The organism is Pseudomonas sp. C8002, assembly GCF_013385765.1.
Classification (GTDB): Bacteria; Pseudomonadota; Gammaproteobacteria; order Pseudomonadales; family Pseudomonadaceae; genus Aquipseudomonas.
In genome coordinates this window covers 454,168-469,992 of record NZ_JACAPJ010000012.1, presented here as the reverse complement: position 1 = coordinate 469,992, position 15,825 = coordinate 454,168, and the positions used below count along the sequence as shown (strand labels likewise).

The following is a 15,825-nucleotide window of genomic DNA, read 5'->3' as shown; positions in this document are numbered from 1 at the left end:
GCATTCTCAACGGTAGACGGTCAGCGCCAGGGCGCCGAACAAGCAAGCGAACAGGCTCAGGCGCAGCAGCGCCGGGTGCCAGAAAAAACGGTACAGGTCAAAGCCGGCCAGGAACCGGTCAAGGGCCCAGGCCAGGCCCGCCGCGATCAGAAACATCAGGGTCATGGTGGGCATGTAGACGCCGTGGAAGGCGATTTCACGAGGCATGGGCGGGTCCTTCGGGCTTGAGGGCAGCCAGGGGTGATTGCGGGTCCAGCAATGAGGTGCGGATAAAGTGCAGGTAGCTTTTCACCCGGCGCAGGGCCGAGGTGTCGAAGTGCGGGGCGAAGGGTTCGTCGGTGGCCTGCACGCGGCTGATGGCATGGTCCACGGCGATCAGGCTGCGCTCCAGGTTGCTGGCGCTGGGTTGCAGGAACAGCCGCACCAGCGAACGGCCCATCACCCGGATCGCCTGGCGCCACGGCTGGGACTCGGCATACGCCGGGTGCACCGGCAGGATTGCCTGTTCCTTGCGCAACTCGATGATCGCGTGACCGACTTCCAGCACCACGAACATCCAGCGCAGCAGGTTGCGTTGCACCTGGGGTTGCCCGGCGGCAAAGCCGTAGGCCTGGTGCAGCAGGTCGCGGGTGCGGCTTTCGAAACCCGACGCCAGGCCCTTGAGTTTGCCGCTGATGGCGAACACCACTTGCTCGCGCAAGTCCTGCTCCAGCCGACGCCACAACCAGCGGCTGTTGGGCGGCAGGATGATCGCGCCCGCCGCCGCACACACCAGCATGCCGATGACCATGGCGATGTAGTCGTTGATGAAGGTATAGGGGTTGTAGATCGTGAGGTTGTCCGGCACCGAGCCGGTACTGAAGAAGATCAGCAACCCGACGCCGACTCCCGCGTACTGCGGGCGCGAAGCCAGGAACGAACCGAAGATGATCACCGGCGCGAGCATCACGCACAGCAACGGGAAACCGTCGATCCAGGGGAACACGAAGAACATTTCGACAAAGCCCACCAGCGCCCCGATCAAGGTGCCGCAAGCCATTTGAAAGGCCATGCGCTTGGGGTTGGGGGTGGCGGCCGACAAACCCACCGTCGCCGCGGCGATCAGGGTCATGGTCGCGCCACTGGGCCAGGCCGTGGCCACCCAGTAACTGCCGAGCACGATCAGGATAAACGAGGCGCGAATCCCCGAGGCGGCGCAGGCCAGCCAGTTGGTTTTGGGGGTGTAGGGTTCGTCCCAGTGTTCGCGCTCGTGGCTGTGATCCGCCAGGGAGGCGTGCGTCTGGGCGTAGTTGTGCAAGTCGTCGACGAAGCGGTACAGCAGCTCATAGGCGGTGTGAAAGTCCAACAGTTCGGCGTCGCTGGGGGCGCTTTCCTGGAAGCGGGTGCGCAGGCTGCGCACCTTGGCGGGCAGGCCTTCCTTGTAGGCGTTCAACTGATTGGCCAGGCGCGCCGCATCGGGGCTGGTGAGCGCACGGCCGGAAAAACCGTCGAGCAGTTCCGCCAGGTCTTGCAGGCCCGGCTTGATCGCAGCCACCACGTGATCGGCCTCCTGGCTGCGCAGGCGCTCGAGCAATTGGTGCAAGGCGTTGAAGCGCGTGGTGATGCCCATGAACTCGCTGTTCAAGCGCGTCAGCCGGCCATTGCGCCGACGCATGTGCGGGTCTTCGAACACGGTGATGCTGCGCAGCCCTTCCAGGCCCACGGCTTCGGCGATAAAGCGCACGTTGCTGCGTTCAAAGCCTTCGCGCTCGCTGCGACCGCGCAGGCCGTCGGTGACGAACAGCGCGAACACACCGAAGCGCTGGTACAGGGCGTTGCGCATCGCAGCGCTGGAGGTTTGCGGCAGGATCGCGGCGCTGACCAGCGTGGAGCAGACAATCCCCAACGAGATTTCCAGGACTCGCCACACCGCCGCCATAAACGCGCCGTCGGGATGGGCCAGGGCCGGCAAGCCAACCATCGCCGCGGTGTAGCCGGCCAGCACAAAACCGTAGGCGCGAAAGTTGCGATTGCGGGTCGCGCCAGCAGTGCAGATGCCGACCCAGATCGCCAGCGAACCGAGGAACAGTTCAGTGTTCTGCGCAAACAACGCGATCAGGAACACCATCACCGCCGAGCCCGCCAGGGTGCCCAGGAAGCGGTAGAAACTCTTGGCGAACACCTGGCCGCTTTGCGGCTGCATCACGATAAACACCGTGATCATCGCGGTACGCGGTTGCGGCAATTCCAGGCGCATGGCCAGCCACAACGTCAGGAAGGCCGCGATCAGCACCTTGAAGATATAGACCCAGGTCACGCCATCACTGCGTGCCCAATCGAAGAAACCGCGGCGCCACTCAAGCGAGTGCAACCAGCGCAGCGGTGCAGGCAAGGGAGTCATCGCATCCTACTCAGTGATCAAACACGGCGAGGGCCGCCGGGGTCTTGCTCGGTAAGGTCTGGCTTTCCTGAGGCACATCGCTGCCGGCACCGAGGCCACCGCCCAACGCGGTCACCAGTTCGGCGTGGGCACTCAGGCGTGCAGCCTGGACCTGCTGCTGCACCTGCTGCTGGCGGAACAACAGGCTCTGGGCATTCAGCACGTTGAGGTAGTCGGTGAGGCCGCGCTGGTAGGCGATCATCGCGATGTCATAGGTTTTCTGCGCCGAGGCCACGGATTCGGCGGCGAAGGCTTGCTGCTTGTCCATCGACTCGCGGCGGATCAACTGATCGCTGATGCCCTTGAGCGCGTTGACCAGGGTCTGGTTGTAGTGCGCGACGGCGATGTCGTAGCCGGCGCTGGCTTCACCCAGTTGCGAGCGCAGGCGGCCACCGTCGAAGATCGGCAGGCTGATGGCAGGGCCGGCGGTGTAGTTGAGTTTCTTGCCGGTCAGGAAACTCAGCATCCCGCCGCCGGTGGCGACGTAGCCGAGGCTGCCCACCAGGTCGACGTTGGGGTAGAAACCGGCGTGGGCCACATCAATGCCACGGGCCTGGGCCGCCACTTGCCAGCGGCTGGCGACCACGTCCGGGCGCTGGCCGAGCAGTTCGGCGGGCAAGCTCGACGGCAGTTTCAGCGGCGCGGCCAGGGACAAGGTGGGCCGCTGCAACTGCGCGCCCGCCCCCGGCCCTTTGCCCGCCAGCGCGGCCAACTGGTTGCGACTCAGGGCGATCTGTTCATCCAGGGCGTCCAGCTGGCGATGGGTTTCCGGCAGCGGCGTCTCGGCCTGGCTGACTTCGAAGTGGGTGCCGATCCCGCCATTCAAACGCTTTTGCGCAAGGTCGAGAATCTGTTGTTGCTGGGCCAGGGTGGCGGCCACGATATCGCGCTGGGCGAAGTGCAACGACAGCTGGATATAGGCGCGCACCACGTTGTTCTGCAATTCGAGCTGGGCCTGGCGCGCTTCGGCGGCGCTCATGTGGGCCATGTCCACGGCGCGCTCGGTGGCGTTGCTTTCGCGGCCCCAGAGGTCGAGGGCATAGCTCAAGCCCAGGGACGCGTTGTTGTCCCAGGTGGTGGAATTGTCCAGCGCGCCCGGGCCGTAGAATTGGTCGCTGGGCCAGTTATGGCGCTTGAGCGTGGCATCACCATTGATCTGCAACGACTCGGCCGACTCGGCGATCCCGGCCATGGCCCGGGCTTCACGCACACGTGCAGCGGCCATGGCCATGCTCGGGCTGCCTTGCACGGCGAGGTCGATCCAGTGGTTGAGTTGCGGGTCGCCGTAGGCTTGCCACCATTGCGCGGTGGGCCAGTGGGCGTCCTGGGCGGCGCTTTTGATCGCCTCGTCGGTGGCCAATGAATTGGCGACGAGTGACTGGCCTTGAGGGGCAATTCCTCCGGTTCCGATGCAGCCGCTGATTGCTAACGATAAGGCCCAAACACTGAGAGTCTTCAGCTCTCTGCTGATGCGACGCGGCACTGCTGCGAATTCCTGAGAGGGTGTTGCGGGGAAGGTGGCGCAATTCTAAGGGGCGGGCCGGATGGCGATAAGGTGGGATTCTTGTGAATCTTTGTTACCGTTCAGGCGATAATCCGTTCGTAGGGATCACTGGATCCTGCAACTTCGTGTCACAATTTGCCATCTCCCCTGAGAGCACCTTAATGGACACCTTGCAAAACATGCGCGCCTTCAGTTGTGTGGCCGAAGCCGGCAGCTTCACCGCCGCCGCCGTGCAACTGGATACCACCACGGCCAACGTCTCGCGCGCGGTCTCCAACCTTGAGGCCCATCTGCAAACCCGTTTGCTCAACCGCACCACCCGCCGCATCGCCCTGACCGAGGCCGGCAAGCGCTATTTGCTGCGTTGCGAGCAGATCCTGGCGTACGTCGAGGAAGCCGAGGCCGAAGCCAGCGACGCCCACGCCCGCCCGGCCGGGCAGTTGAAAGTGCACACCATGACCGGCATCGGCCAGCACTTCGTGATCGATGCGATTGCCCGCTACCGCCGCACCCACCCGGACGTGACCTTTGACTTGACCATGGCCAACCGCGTGCCGGACCTGCTGGATGAGGGTTACGACGTGTCCATCGTGCTCGCCAGTGAGCTGCCGGATTCGGGGTTTGTCTCGCAGCGCCTGGGGATAACTTACAGCATCGCCTGTGCCTCGCCGGCCTACGTCAAGGCCAACGGCTGCGCGCAACGGCCCAGCGACCTGCTCAACCACGCGTGCCTGCGCCTGGTCAGCCCGGTGATTCAGCTGGATAAATGGTCGTTCAATGGCCCGGAAGGCCAGGAAAGTGTGGCGATCAACAGCTCACCGTTCCTGGTGAACTCGGCCGATGCGATGAAGACCGCGATCACCAGCGGCATGGGCGTTGGCCTGTTGCCGGTGTATGCGGCGATAGAAGGGCTGCGCAACGGCACCCTGGTGCGGGTGATGCCCAACTACCGCTCCCAGGAGCTCAACCTGTACGCCATCTACCCGTCGCGCCAATACCTGGATGCGAAGATCAAGACGTGGGTGGAATACCTGCGCAGCTCCCTGCCGGAAATCATGGCCGCGCATCAGGCGGAACTGGCGGCCTATGAGCTAAGTGGCAGTTTGGGCGGGGTACGACTGGGTAACTGAGGGGGGCAGCCGCTACACCGGCAGCGTAATGCCAAAGGTGTTGCCGCCGCCCTCGCTGCGCACAAACACATCTCCGCCGTGCATCAACGCGATCGCCTTGACGATCGCCAGTCCCAACCCGTGATTCGCCCCGCTATTGCTGCGGGACGCGTCCACCCGATAGAACCGCTCGAACAACCGGGGCAGGTGCTCGCTGGCAATCTCATCGCCCGGGTTGGTCACCCCGATCGCCACGTGGTCCTCCAGCACTTCGATCTTCACCTCGATCACCTGGCCAGGCGCCGTATGCTGCACCGCATTGCTCAACAGGTTGATCAACGCCCGGCGCAAGTGCGCCCTCTCGATCTGCACCTGGGCATCGCCGGTCACACGCACCTGCACCTGGGCGTCCTCGAGGATAAAGTCCAGGTAATCCAGGGTGGTCGCCACTTCATCCGCCAGCGAACTGGTGATCAGCTTGGTGGCCTTGCTGCCCTGGTCTGCACTGGCCAGGAACAGCATGTCATTGATGATCGAGCGCAGCCGTTCCAGCTCTTCGAGGTTCGATTGCAGCACCTCGAAATAATGCTCGGCCGAACGCCCACGGGTCAGCGCCACCTGGGTCTGGCCGATCAGGTTGGTCAGCGGCGAGCGCAGTTCATGGGCCACATCGGCGTTGAATGACTCCAGGCGCGAATAGGCCTGTTCTACCCGGTCGAGGGTCGAGTTGAAGGAGTTGACGAACTGCTTCAGCTCCGGCGGCAATGGCGACAATTGCAGGCGCCCGGAGAGTTTCGGCGGTGCAAGTTTCTGCGCCTCGTCCGACAGCTTGATCAGCGGCTTGAGACCGATGCGCGCCACCCAGAACCCCAGCAGCGAGGCCAGCAGCACGCCGACAAACGCCAGGCCGATCAGCGCCACCAGCAGTTGATGCTGGGTGGCGCGGAAGTTCTCGGTGTCGACCGCGATCAGGAAACGCAGCGGCGGGCGCTGCTCCTTGGCTGGAAACTGGCTGACCAATACTTTGAACGGGTAGGCATGGCCCGGCAGGCGCAAGTCGCGCTTGCCGGTCGGGCCGGCGGCGAAGGCGCGAATCTGCGCGTCCGGGTTGCCGTATTCGTAGGTCGGGTCGCTGCTCACCACCCAGAAGCGAATGCGCTTGTCTTCCTCTCCCAACAACTTGAGCTTGGCGGTGATCTTCGCCCAATGGTCCGGCGTACCGAAGCGATTGACCGAAGACTCCAGCACGCTGTAGCGCGCATCCAGCTCGGCCCCGGGCAGCAGGCCCAGGCCTTTGTCCACCTGCTGGTACAGCGCGCCGCCGATCAACAGGAAGATCAGCAGCGCCACCAGGGTGAACATGCCGCTCAGGCGCAGGGCGATGGAGTTAGCCGACACTGCGATTCTCCAGCACGTAACCCATGCCACGGATGGTGTGCAGCAGTTTCTGTTCGAACGGCCCGTCGAGCTTGGCCCGCAGGCGTTTGATCGCTACTTCCACCACATTGGCGTCGCTGTCGAAATTGATGTCCCAGACCATTTCCGCAATCGAGGTCTTGGACAGGATTTCACCCTGGCGCCGGGCCAATACGCTGAGCAGCGAGAACTCCTTGGCGGTCAGGTCCAGGCGAACGCCGTTGCGACTGGCCTTGCGGCTGATCAGGTCGATCCACAGGTCGGCGATGGTCACCTGCACCGGCTCATGCCCGCCACTGCGACGGGTAAGGGCTTGCAGGCGCGCCACCAGTTCGAGGAACGAGAACGGCTTGCCGAGGTAATCATCCGCGCCTTCGCGCAGGCCGCGAATACGGTCTTCCACGCGCTCGCGGGCGGTGAGCATGATCACCGGCGTCTGCTTGCGCGCCCGCAGCGCGCGCAATACGCCAAAGCCATCCAGGCCGGGCAGCATCACGTCGAGCACGATGACCGCGTAATCGTTCTCCAGGGCCAGGTGCAACCCTTCAACGCCTTCACGGGCGACGTCGACGGTATAGCCTTGCTCCGTCAGGCCGCGGTGCAGGTAGTCGGCGGTTTTTTCTTCGTCTTCAATAATCAGTACACGCATGAGCCTTTTGTTCCAGGACGGGGCCTCAGCCTCAGTGTGTGATTGCCAGCTGGGGGGCTGGTTTGGGTCTGTGGAAAAACTTCTCGAGGTACAAGTATATGACCGGTGTGGTGAACAGCGTCAGCGCCTGGCTCACCAGCAACCCGCCCACCACCGCGATACCCAGCGGCTGGCGCATTTCCGCGCCGGGGCCGGAGCCCAGCATCAGCGGCACCGCACCCAGCAGGGCGGCCAGGGTGGTCATGATGATCGGCCGGAACCGCGTGACACACGCCTCATAAATCGCTTCCTCGGGCGGCAGGCCGCGTACGCGCTGGGCGTCCAGGGCGAAGTCGATCATCAGGATACCGTTCTTCTTCACGATCCCGATCAGCAGCACCAGGCCGATCAACGCCATGATCGAAAAGTCCTGGCCCATCAGTGACAGCATGATCAGCGCCCCCAACCCCGCCGACGGTAAGGTGGAAATGATCGTCAGCGGGTGCACGAAGCTCTCGTACAGCACACCCAGGATAATGTAGACCGCCACCAGTGCCGCGAGGATCAGCCAGGGCTGGCTGGCCAATGAACTCTGGAACGCCTGGGCCGCGCCCTGGAAGTTGCCGATGATAGTGGTCGGCATGCCGATTTCATTCTTCGCCTGGTTGAGCATGATCACCGCATCGCCCAACGCGACGCCGGGTGCCAGGTTGAACGACAGGTTGGCCGCCGGGAACATGCCGTCATGGCTGATGGACAACGGCCCGACGGTGGGCGGGTCGACCTTGGCCACCGCCGACAGCGGCACCATCTCGTTGGTCAGCGGCGAGCGCAGGTAGAAGTAGTTCAGGCTTTCGGCCTTGCCGCGTTGCTGGGTGTCCAGTTCCAGCACCACCTGGTACTGGTTGATCTCGGTCTGGAACTCGTTGATCTGGCGCTGGCCGAAGGCGTCGTACAGCGCCTGGTCCACATCGGTGGCGGTGAGGCCAAACCGCGCGGCGGCCTGACGGTCGATGCTGATGTGGGTGATGCTGCCGCCCAGTTGCAAGTCGTTGGACAGGTCGCGGAACGCCGGGTTGGCCCGCAGTTTTTCGGTGAGGCGCTGGGTCCAGGTATTCAGGGTCGGGCCGTCATTGCTCTTGAGCACGTACTGGTACTGGGCGCGGCTGGGGCCGGAGCTCAAGTTGATGTCCTGGCCGGCCCGCAGGTACAGGACGATGCCCGGCACTTTCGCCAGTTTCGGGCGGATCCGGTCGATAAACTGGCTGGCCGACACGTCGCGATCCCCGCGATCTTTCAAGGCAATCCAGAACCGGCCGTTGGCGATGGTCTGGTTGCTGCCGGTCACGCCCACCGAATGGGAGAACGCTTCCACCGCCGGGTCATCCTTGACGATCTCGGCGATTGCCTTGTGCTTGGCGACCATGTCCGGGAACGACACGTCGGCCGCCGCTTCGCTGGTGCCGAGGACGAAGCCGGTGTCTTGTACCGGAAAGAAACCCTTGGGGATAAACACGTAGCCGACCACGGCCAGGGCCAGGGTCACCATGAAGATCGCGGCCATGGTGCGTTGATGGGCCAGGGCGCGGCGCAGATTGCGCGCATAGCCGGCCAGCAGGCGTTCGCTGAAACCGGGTTTGTCGTGGGCATGATGGGTTGGTGCGCGCATGAACAACGCGGCCAGGGTCGGCGCCAGGGTCAGCGAGACCACCACCGAAATCAGGATGGTCGAGGTGGCTGTCAAGGCAAACTCCTTGAACAACCGCCCCACGACACCGCCCATAAACAGCAGCGGGATAAACGCCGCCACCAGCGAGAAGCTGATGGAGACCACGGTAAAACCGATTTCACCCGCGCCCTTGATCGCGGCTTCGCGCTTGTCGAGGCCCGCTTCCAGGTGGCGGTGAATGTTCTCCACCACCACGATCGCATCGTCCACCACAAACCCCACGGCGATCACGATCGCCACCAGGGTCAGGTTGTTCAGGCTGAAGCCCATCAGGTACATCAGGGCAAAACTGGCTACCAGCGACACGCCGAGCACGCTGGACACGATCAACGTGGCCGACAGCTGGCGCAGGAACAGCGCCATCACCGCCACCACCAGCAGGATGGCGATCAGCAGGGTCACTTCCACTTCATGCAGGGACGCGCGGATGGTCTTGGTGCGGTCGGTCAACACGCTGACCTGCACCGAGGCCGGCAGCATGGCTTGCAGGCGCGGCAGTTCGGCTTGAATGCGGTCCACGGTCTCGACGATATTCGCGCCGGGCTGGCGGGAGATCACCAGGTTGACGCCTGGGGTGTCGCCGGACCAGGCCTGCACGTAGGCGTTTTCCGAGCCGTTGATGACTTTGGCGATATCCCGCAGCTGTACAGGTGCCCCGTCCTTGTAGGACACGATCAGCTGGGCGTAATCCTCGGGGTGGAACAACTGGTCGTTGGTCGAGAGGGTCGACACGCTGTTCTCGCCGTAGATCGCGCCCTTGGCCAGGTTCAGGCTCGATTGCTGGATCGCCAGGCGCACGTCCGCCAGGGTCAGGCCGATGGCCGCGAGTTTATCGGCCGACGCCTGCACCCGGATGGCCGGGCGTTGCTGGCCGGTAATGTTGATCTGGCCGACCCCGTCGATCTGGCTGATCTGCCGGGCCAGCAGGGTTTCCACGTAGTCGCTCAGCTCGGTGCTGGGCATGCTGTCGGAGCTGACGCTGAGGATCAGCACCGGGCTGTCCGCCGGGTTGACCTTCTTCCAGGTCGGCAGGCTAGGCATGTCGCTGGGCAGTTTGCCGGACGCGGTGTTGATCGCCGCCTGCACTTCCTGGGCGGCGGTGTCGATGCTCTTGGTGAGGGTGAATTGCAGGGTCAGCAGGCTGGAGCCCAAGGCACTGCTGGAAGTCATCTGGGTCATGCCGGGGATGGCGCTGAATTGCACCTCCAGCGGCGTTGCCACGGATGAAGCCATGGTGTCCGGGCTGGCGCCCGGCAGCGTGGCACTGACCTGGATCGTCGGAAATTCCGCTTCCGGCAGTGGGGCGATGGCCAGGCGTGGAAAGGCAATCATCCCGAGCAATACCAAAGCGAAGGTCAGCAGCAAGGTGGCGACCGGGTGGTCGACGCACCAGGCCGACGGCGAACGACTGCCACTCATGGCTGCACCTTGGCATCAACGGTCTGGATCACCTGCGGCGGCTCCTTGAGCACATCGACCTGGGCGCCCGCCTTGAGCCGGGACTGGCCGTCGCTGACCAGCACATCGCCGGCCTGCACACCCTGGAGGATGTTCATGTCGCTGTTCTGGTACAGCACCTGCACCGGCACCACCTCTACCTTGTCCCCCTTGAGCCGGTACACGAAGTGCGAATCCAGGCCGCGTTGCACCACGGTAGGCGGCACCACCAGGGCATTCTTGTGCAGGGCGGTCTGGATTCGGATCGTCACCAACTGCCCCGGCCAGAGTTTCTGTGCGCCGTTGCTGAATTCGGCCTTGGCGCGGATGGTGCCGGTGGTGCCGCTGATCTGGTTGTCGATCAGGCTCAGTCGGCCCTCCCCCAGCAGGTCGCCGGTCTGGCCGTCGGTGTCGGCGCCCATGTAGGCGTTGACGTCGGCGGGCAGTTGCGCGGCGATCAGGCCTTGCAGGGTCGGCAGCATCTGTTGCGGCAGGGAGAACTCGACGGCAATGGGGTCGATCTGGGTCACGGAGAACAGGCCCTGGGTGTCGCTCATGCGCAGGAAGTTGCCTTCATCCACTGTGCGAATCCCGACGCGACCGGTAACCGGCGAGCGAATCTGGGTGTACGAAAGCTGCACCTGGGCCGAATCAATCGCGGCCTGGTTGCCTTGGGCCGTGGCCTTGAGCTGGTTGACCAGGGCTTGTTGCTGGTCATAGGTCTGCTTGGACACGCCGTCGTCGATGCTCAGTTCCTTGTAGCGCTTGAGGTTGACCAGCGCGACTTGCAGTTGCGCCTGGCTTTCCCCGAGCTGCGCCTTGGCCTGGTCCAGGCTGGCGCGGATCGAGCGGTCATCAATGGTCGCCAGCAGGTCGCCGGCCTTCACCAGTTGACCTTCCTTGACCAGCAATTTGGTAAGGATGCCGTCGATCTGCGGGCGAATCACCACGCTGTGCAACGACAGCACCGAGCCGATGCCGCTGACAAACCGCGGGATGTCCTGCTGTTTGACGCTGATCACCCGCACCGGGATCGCCGACGATGCGGTCAGTTTGGTCTTGGCCGGGCGGGTCACCACCCAGGCAACCACGGCCAGTACCACAAGGACGCCCACGATCAAGGCAGGTTTTCGTTGAATGTGCATGGGGTGAGGCGCCAGGGCAAAGGATCGGAAGAATGAAGGCTCTTTATAGCCCGCCAACCGGGTCAGCAAAGTGACTGCTAACTGACAGCGCCGTCAGTAAAGTCCGACCATTCGTACGAGCAGTGGTTAAAGATCCGAGGCGCGCAGGTATACTGCGCGGCGGTGTGGCCTGCAAGTCGGGCCCGCGTCATTTTCAGTACTCCCCGGAGCTTCCATGAATTCCCCGACACAACCCGCTGTTGAAGTGGTCGACATCGACCAACAGGCCAACCCTGACAGCGTCGAAGGCGAAACCAAGGCCGAGATCCCGGCGTTCAAGTTTCCGTTCAAGCCGGGCGAACTGGCCGGGGCGAAAAACGCCAGCCAGCCGTGGTACAAAAACGGCGCCAAGAACGGCCACACCAAGAGCCCGGGCATGGCGCCTCCCGGCACCCGTCGCTCGATGGGCAAGCGCTGACCGGTAATAAATCCTCCGTAATGGAGATTTATGCCTACAACAGTTACTGACGTTTCGCCTTGTAGGCCTGCGGCCAATTCTTGAAAGCTTGCATGACACCCGCTTGCCCCGACTCTTTCGCTCGGGGCTGGACGTGGTAAAGCTGGTTTTCTGGAAAAGGACGTCCCCTGTGGTTCTGATACGCACCTGTGTCGTGCTGTTGTTGTCGCTGATGGCCAGCGTTTTCTCCACCACTGCGGCCAGCGGTCAACCACGGCATGAAATTCGTTTCGCCGTTGCTGCGCAATTTCCACCCTTCCAAAGCCGCAATCAACATGGCCAGCTTGCAGGGCTGAACATCGAGCTGGGCAATGCCTTATGCATACAGCTCAATGTGCGGTGTACCTGGGTCGACCAGGTCCTTGTGGAAAACTTCCCCGCCCTTGAAGCCAGGCAATTCGACGCGATCATGGGCATGGCCCCTACACTGAAACGGCGCCAGCGGGTGAATTTCACCGATAACCTTTATCCGATCACCACGCGCCTGGTGGCCCGCAAGACATCGGGTTTGAAGCCGACCCCACGGTCACTGAAGGGCAAGCGCGTGGGCGTTCTGGTGGGCAGCAACCGCGAAGCCTTCGCCCTGTCGAAGTGGGCGCCCAAGGGGGTCATCGTCAAGGCATTCTGGCGCAATGACGAGTTGATCCGCAGCCTGCTGGCAGGCGACATTGATGCAACATTGCAAGGCACCGTGGAAATCCGTGAGGCGCTGCTCGACACCGCTGATGGTCAGGTTTTCGACTTCCTCGGCCCTCACGTCTCCACCGAACTGCTGGGTAACGGCGTGGCGATCGCACTGCGCAAGCCCGACACCGCCTTGCGCAGCGCCCTCAATCACGCCCTCGAGCAACTGAAGCAGAGCGGCGAATACCAACGCATCATCGAGCCCTACCGCCTGGACGCGCCGCTCTCCAGACCGTAATGGCCAATTAATTGCGCGGAACATGAGCTGGATCAGTATTTGCCCAACCGGTGCGCTTAGAGTCGACGCCCTGCCGACTCCTCCAACAATCACGAGCGCGCTTTTCCATGAAGATCAATCTGCCGGTCACCGGTCGAAATGTGGATTTTGCCCCCGACGCCAATATCCTCTCGACCACCGACCTGACCAGCGCAATTACCTACGCCAACCAGGACTTCATCGATATCAGCGGCTACACCCGCGAGGAGCTGCTGGGCACGCCGCACAACCTGCTGCGTCACCCGGACATGCCGGCCGCGGCGTTTGCGCACATGTGGCAGGTATTGAAAAGCGGTCGCTCGTGGATGGGCATGGTGAAAAATCGCTGCAAGAACGGCGATCACTATTGGGTCAGTGCCTATGCCACGCCGGTCACCCGGGACGGCGTGACGGTGGAGTATCAATCGGTGCGCACCAAGCCCGATGCACGGCGGGTGCATCGGGCCGAACGGGCCTATGCCCGCCTGCGTGCCGGCACTCGGCGAGCACGGCCCGTGGTGGGCATGACCTTCAAGCTGTCGGCATGGGTCCTGGGGGCTTGCGCCGCAACCTGGGCATTGGGCCTTGGGCTGGCGACTTATCCGCTGACCTGGCAACTGCTGGCGGGAACGGCGGCCTGCGCCGTGGGGGTAGCGGGTGTGCATGGCTTGTTACGGCCCCTGGCACAGTTGAACCAGCGGGCACGGCTGATTGCCGATAACCCGCTGAGCCAGGGGATCTACACCGGGCGCAAGGACGAGTTCGGGCGTATCGAGTTTGCCATGCAGATGCTGGAGGCCCAGGTGGGCGCAGTGGTCGGCCGGATTGGCGATGCGTCGCAACGTCTGTCCGGCCATGCCGCGGCGCTGGTGCAACAACTGGACAGCAGCCACACCAGCAGCCTCGGCCAACAGACCCAGACGGATCAGGTCGCCGCTGCGATCAATCAAATGGCCGCCAGCGTGGCGCAAGTCGCCGAGCACGCGCTGCAGGCGTCCAGGGCCGCTGACCAGGCCGGCAGCGAAACCCGCGAGGGCCATCAACGAGTGGATGAAAGCCGCGACGCGGTGCTGCGTTTGTCCGAGGAACTGGCGCGGGCCACCGCAGTGATCCATCAACTGGAAAGCCACAGCGGCGATATTTCCGGGGTACTGGAAGTGATCCGGGCGATTGCCGAACAGACCAACCTGCTGGCGCTGAATGCCGCCATCGAAGCGGCGCGGGCCGGGGAGCAAGGACGCGGGTTTGCCGTGGTGGCCGATGAGGTACGAGGCCTGGCCCAGCGTACGCAGGATTCGACCAATGAGATCCAGCGCATGATCAGCACCCTGCAAGGCGGCGCCCGGGATGCGGTGCAGGCGATGGCGCAAAGCAGCCAGCATGTGGAGGCCAGCGTCGATCAGGCCCAGCGCGCCGCTGCCGCACTGGATGGGATCAGCCAGCGAGTGACCCGAATTACCGCCATGAGCCAGCAGATCGCGGCGGCGGTGGAAGAACAGAGTGCGGTGAGCGAAGACATCAATCGCAACATCATCGGCATTCGCAATGCCGGGGAAGTGACGGTCAGCGCTGGCCAGCAGAGCCAGCTCAGCTCAGGGGACGTGGCGGGGCTGGCGGATGACTTGCGGCGGTTGGCGGAGGAATTCTGGGGCAAGCGCCGCTAGCGCTTAAGCCGCCCGCAATGAAATGAAGGCATAGTTGGCCGGCACCTCGGTGGCAATCCGGGCGCCGGCATCCAGCAGTTGCTCGGCAATGTCCATCCCGGACACATGAAACACCCACTCATTGGCCTGCACGACTTCTTGCGTCGCCAACTCGATCGCCTGGGCAAACAGGCCCATGTCGGGCAAGTACGCGGTAAACCCATCGCCCTTGAGCGCCGTGGTATGGATGCCCAGCAACCCGCACACGGCTTCCTTGGCCTGGATATCATCGCGGTCAGCCTGGCGTGAGCGGCGGATCAACTCGGCCAGCTCCTTGTCCATCAACTCGCCCCCCACGATCAGCGCCGGCCCCTGCTCCCAGGATTCCGGCGGGCAGTCCTTGGCTGCCGGGTTCAACGGGATGTGCGGATTGATCTCCATCGGGTAGATGCGGCACACCAACGGCCGCCGCTCGTAAATGCGGCAACGGTCGTCTTCGTCAAGATTCCGGCAGCGCCCGGCGTTATAGGCGGCAAAGGTGATTGCCACATACGCCTCGGTATTGCCGCTGGGCACGATGGCGGAACGGCGTTGTGCGTGGTCACGTTGCAACTCGGGCAGCCCCAGGCCACTGCCCAGGAAACCTTCCACCAGCACGATGACATTACCGCCGTCAGCCGCCCAGCTGCGGGCTTCTTCGAGGGTCAAGGGCACATGGTGGTCGGTGCAGCATTTGCCGCAACCGACGCAGGAAAAATGGGTATTCATGGAGGATCTGTCACCAGGCAAGGTCAGAAGGCACTCATGAACGGTGGCGGGTTTTTGCCTCTGTTCACCGTTCTGCCTCTGTGCAAAGCAAGTTATGCGCCAGCGCCGTCAGTCCTCGGGGACAAGGTCGCGAAGCACAAACACCATGCCCGCACGTTCATACAACTGCCGTGCCCGCAAGTTGGACTCCAGCACCTTGAGGTCGACAAACGCTTCGCCGCGTTGCTTGAACACCTGGAAGGTGTGCAGCAATAACGCACGGCCCAACCCCATGCCCTGGGAACAGGGGTGAATGGCCAGGTTCTTGATGTAGGCGCTGGTCCAGCATTGGGACACACCCAGGATGCCGCTGGCGTTACTCGCCACCAGGCACAGTTTTGGGTCGAACTCGGCATCGGTAACGAACTGCTGGCGCCAGTGCTCAAGGGAGCCGACCCGTCCGCCGCCTTGTTCCTGGGCCAGGCTCAATACCGCGTGGATCGCCGGGGCCATGGCTTCGCGGTAATGATCCAGCTGGATATCCGCCGGCCATTGCGGGGCGGGCAGGCTGCCGGTGAGGTCGCGGCGCAGCAGCTGGAAATATTCACCCAC

At 63.4% G+C, this 15,825-nt stretch carries 13 protein-coding genes and 1 pseudogene; 5 read left to right on the top strand and 9 right to left on the bottom strand.

The window, feature by feature from the left end:
• Positions 1–6: 6 nt before the first annotated feature.
• From HX814_RS19960 to HX814_RS19950, 3 genes are read right to left on the bottom strand one after another with little or no spacing between them, the layout of a single operon-like run.
• Positions 7–207 carry a DUF1656 domain-containing protein gene (locus tag HX814_RS19960; RefSeq protein WP_003216262.1) on the bottom strand — a complete coding sequence of 67 codons (201 nt, stop codon included), beginning with the start codon at positions 205–207 and terminating at the stop codon, positions 7–9.
• Positions 197–2,380, bottom strand: coding sequence for an FUSC family protein (locus tag HX814_RS19955; protein WP_008434187.1), 2,184 nt, complete (start codon positions 2,378–2,380; stop codon positions 197–199). The genes HX814_RS19960 and HX814_RS19955 overlap by 11 nt, the downstream gene beginning before the upstream one ends.
• 10 nt (positions 2,381–2,390) lie before the next feature.
• On the bottom strand, positions 2,391–3,902 hold the full coding sequence (locus tag HX814_RS19950) for an efflux transporter outer membrane subunit (protein WP_177008748.1): 1,512 nt from the start codon (positions 3,900–3,902) through the stop codon (positions 2,391–2,393).
• A gap of 182 nt (positions 3,903–4,084) precedes the next feature.
• Between HX814_RS19950 and HX814_RS19945 the strand changes: the two genes are divergently transcribed.
• Positions 4,085–5,053 carry a LysR family transcriptional regulator gene (locus HX814_RS19945; protein ID WP_177008747.1) on the top strand — a complete coding sequence of 323 codons (969 nt, stop codon included), beginning with the start codon at positions 4,085–4,087 and terminating at the stop codon, positions 5,051–5,053.
• Positions 5,054–5,065: 12 nt separating this feature from the next.
• Here HX814_RS19945 and HX814_RS19940 read toward each other — a convergent pair whose 3' ends face one another.
• From HX814_RS19940 to HX814_RS19925, 4 genes are read right to left on the bottom strand one after another with little or no spacing between them, the layout of a single operon-like run.
• The gene (locus HX814_RS19940; protein WP_102606327.1) at positions 5,066–6,430 is read right to left on the bottom strand and encodes a heavy metal sensor histidine kinase; all 1,365 of its coding nucleotides are present in this window, start codon (positions 6,428–6,430) and stop codon (positions 5,066–5,068) included.
• Entirely contained in the window at positions 6,420–7,097 is a 678-nt protein-coding gene (locus HX814_RS19935) for a heavy metal response regulator transcription factor (protein WP_003216255.1), read from the bottom strand. The genes HX814_RS19940 and HX814_RS19935 overlap by 11 nt, the downstream gene beginning before the upstream one ends.
• A 31-nt stretch (positions 7,098–7,128) precedes the next feature.
• Positions 7,129–10,224, bottom strand: a complete 3,096-nt coding sequence (locus HX814_RS19930; RefSeq protein WP_177008746.1) for a multidrug efflux RND transporter permease subunit — start codon at positions 10,222–10,224, stop codon at positions 7,129–7,131.
• Positions 10,221–11,387, bottom strand: coding sequence for an efflux RND transporter periplasmic adaptor subunit (locus tag HX814_RS19925; protein WP_003216249.1), 1,167 nt, complete (start codon positions 11,385–11,387; stop codon positions 10,221–10,223). Before HX814_RS19925 ends, HX814_RS19930 begins: the two co-directional genes overlap by 4 nt.
• Positions 11,388–11,601: 214 nt before the next feature.
• On the opposite strand from HX814_RS19925, the gene HX814_RS19920 reads away from it, so the two are divergent.
• The 4 genes and pseudogenes from HX814_RS19920 to HX814_RS19910 all read left to right on the top strand — a co-directional run bounded on the left by HX814_RS19920 (position 11,602) and on the right by HX814_RS19910 (position 14,487).
• Entirely contained in the window at positions 11,602–11,844 is a 243-nt protein-coding gene (locus tag HX814_RS19920; RefSeq protein ID WP_177008745.1) for a hypothetical protein, read from the top strand.
• Between the two features lie 169 nt (positions 11,845–12,013).
• Entirely contained in the window at positions 12,014–12,805 is a 792-nt protein-coding gene (locus HX814_RS19915; RefSeq protein WP_008434195.1) for a transporter substrate-binding domain-containing protein, read from the top strand.
• A 107-nt stretch (positions 12,806–12,912) separates the two neighbouring features.
• Positions 12,913–13,194: pseudogene (locus HX814_RS31745) on the top strand (PAS domain-containing protein); the annotation flags it as partial.
• A 246-nt stretch (positions 13,195–13,440) separates the two neighbouring features.
• Positions 13,441–14,487, top strand: coding sequence for a methyl-accepting chemotaxis protein (locus HX814_RS19910; protein WP_371318530.1), 1,047 nt, complete (start codon positions 13,441–13,443; stop codon positions 14,485–14,487).
• Positions 14,488–14,490: 3 nt separating this feature from the next.
• Here the strand turns inward: HX814_RS19910 and HX814_RS19905 are convergent, their stop codons facing one another.
• Together HX814_RS19905 and HX814_RS19900 are read right to left on the bottom strand one after the other, a co-directional pair.
• A complete protein-coding gene (locus HX814_RS19905) occupies positions 14,491–15,234 on the bottom strand; it encodes a YkgJ family cysteine cluster protein (RefSeq protein WP_003216242.1) in 744 nt (247 codons plus the stop codon).
• A gap of 108 nt (positions 15,235–15,342) precedes the next feature.
• Positions 15,343–15,825 (bottom strand): N-acetyltransferase, encoded by a 483-nt coding sequence (locus tag HX814_RS19900; protein ID WP_177008743.1) that lies wholly within the window; start codon positions 15,823–15,825, stop codon positions 15,343–15,345.

What these genes read in the sequence shown, in the direction of transcription:
- HX814_RS19960 (WP_003216262.1), bottom strand. Translation starts at nt 207, where the DNA reads ATGCCTCGTGAAATCGCCTTCCACGGCGTCTACATGCCCACCATGACC.
- HX814_RS19955 (WP_008434187.1), bottom strand. Translation starts at nt 2,380, where the DNA reads ATGACTCCCTTGCCTGCACCGCTGCGCTGGTTGCACTCGCTTGAGTGG.
- HX814_RS19945 (WP_177008747.1), top strand. Translation starts at nt 4,085, where the DNA reads ATGGACACCTTGCAAAACATGCGCGCCTTCAGTTGTGTGGCCGAAGCC.
- HX814_RS19935 (WP_003216255.1), bottom strand. Translation starts at nt 7,097, where the DNA reads ATGCGTGTACTGATTATTGAAGACGAAGAAAAAACCGCCGACTACCTG.
- HX814_RS19930 (WP_177008746.1), bottom strand. Translation starts at nt 10,224, where the DNA reads ATGAGTGGCAGTCGTTCGCCGTCGGCCTGGTGCGTCGACCACCCGGTC.
- HX814_RS19925 (WP_003216249.1), bottom strand. Translation starts at nt 11,387, where the DNA reads ATGCACATTCAACGAAAACCTGCCTTGATCGTGGGCGTCCTTGTGGTA.
- HX814_RS19920 (WP_177008745.1), top strand. Translation starts at nt 11,602, where the DNA reads ATGAATTCCCCGACACAACCCGCTGTTGAAGTGGTCGACATCGACCAA.
- HX814_RS19905 (WP_003216242.1), bottom strand. Translation starts at nt 15,234, where the DNA reads ATGAATACCCATTTTTCCTGCGTCGGTTGCGGCAAATGCTGCACCGAC.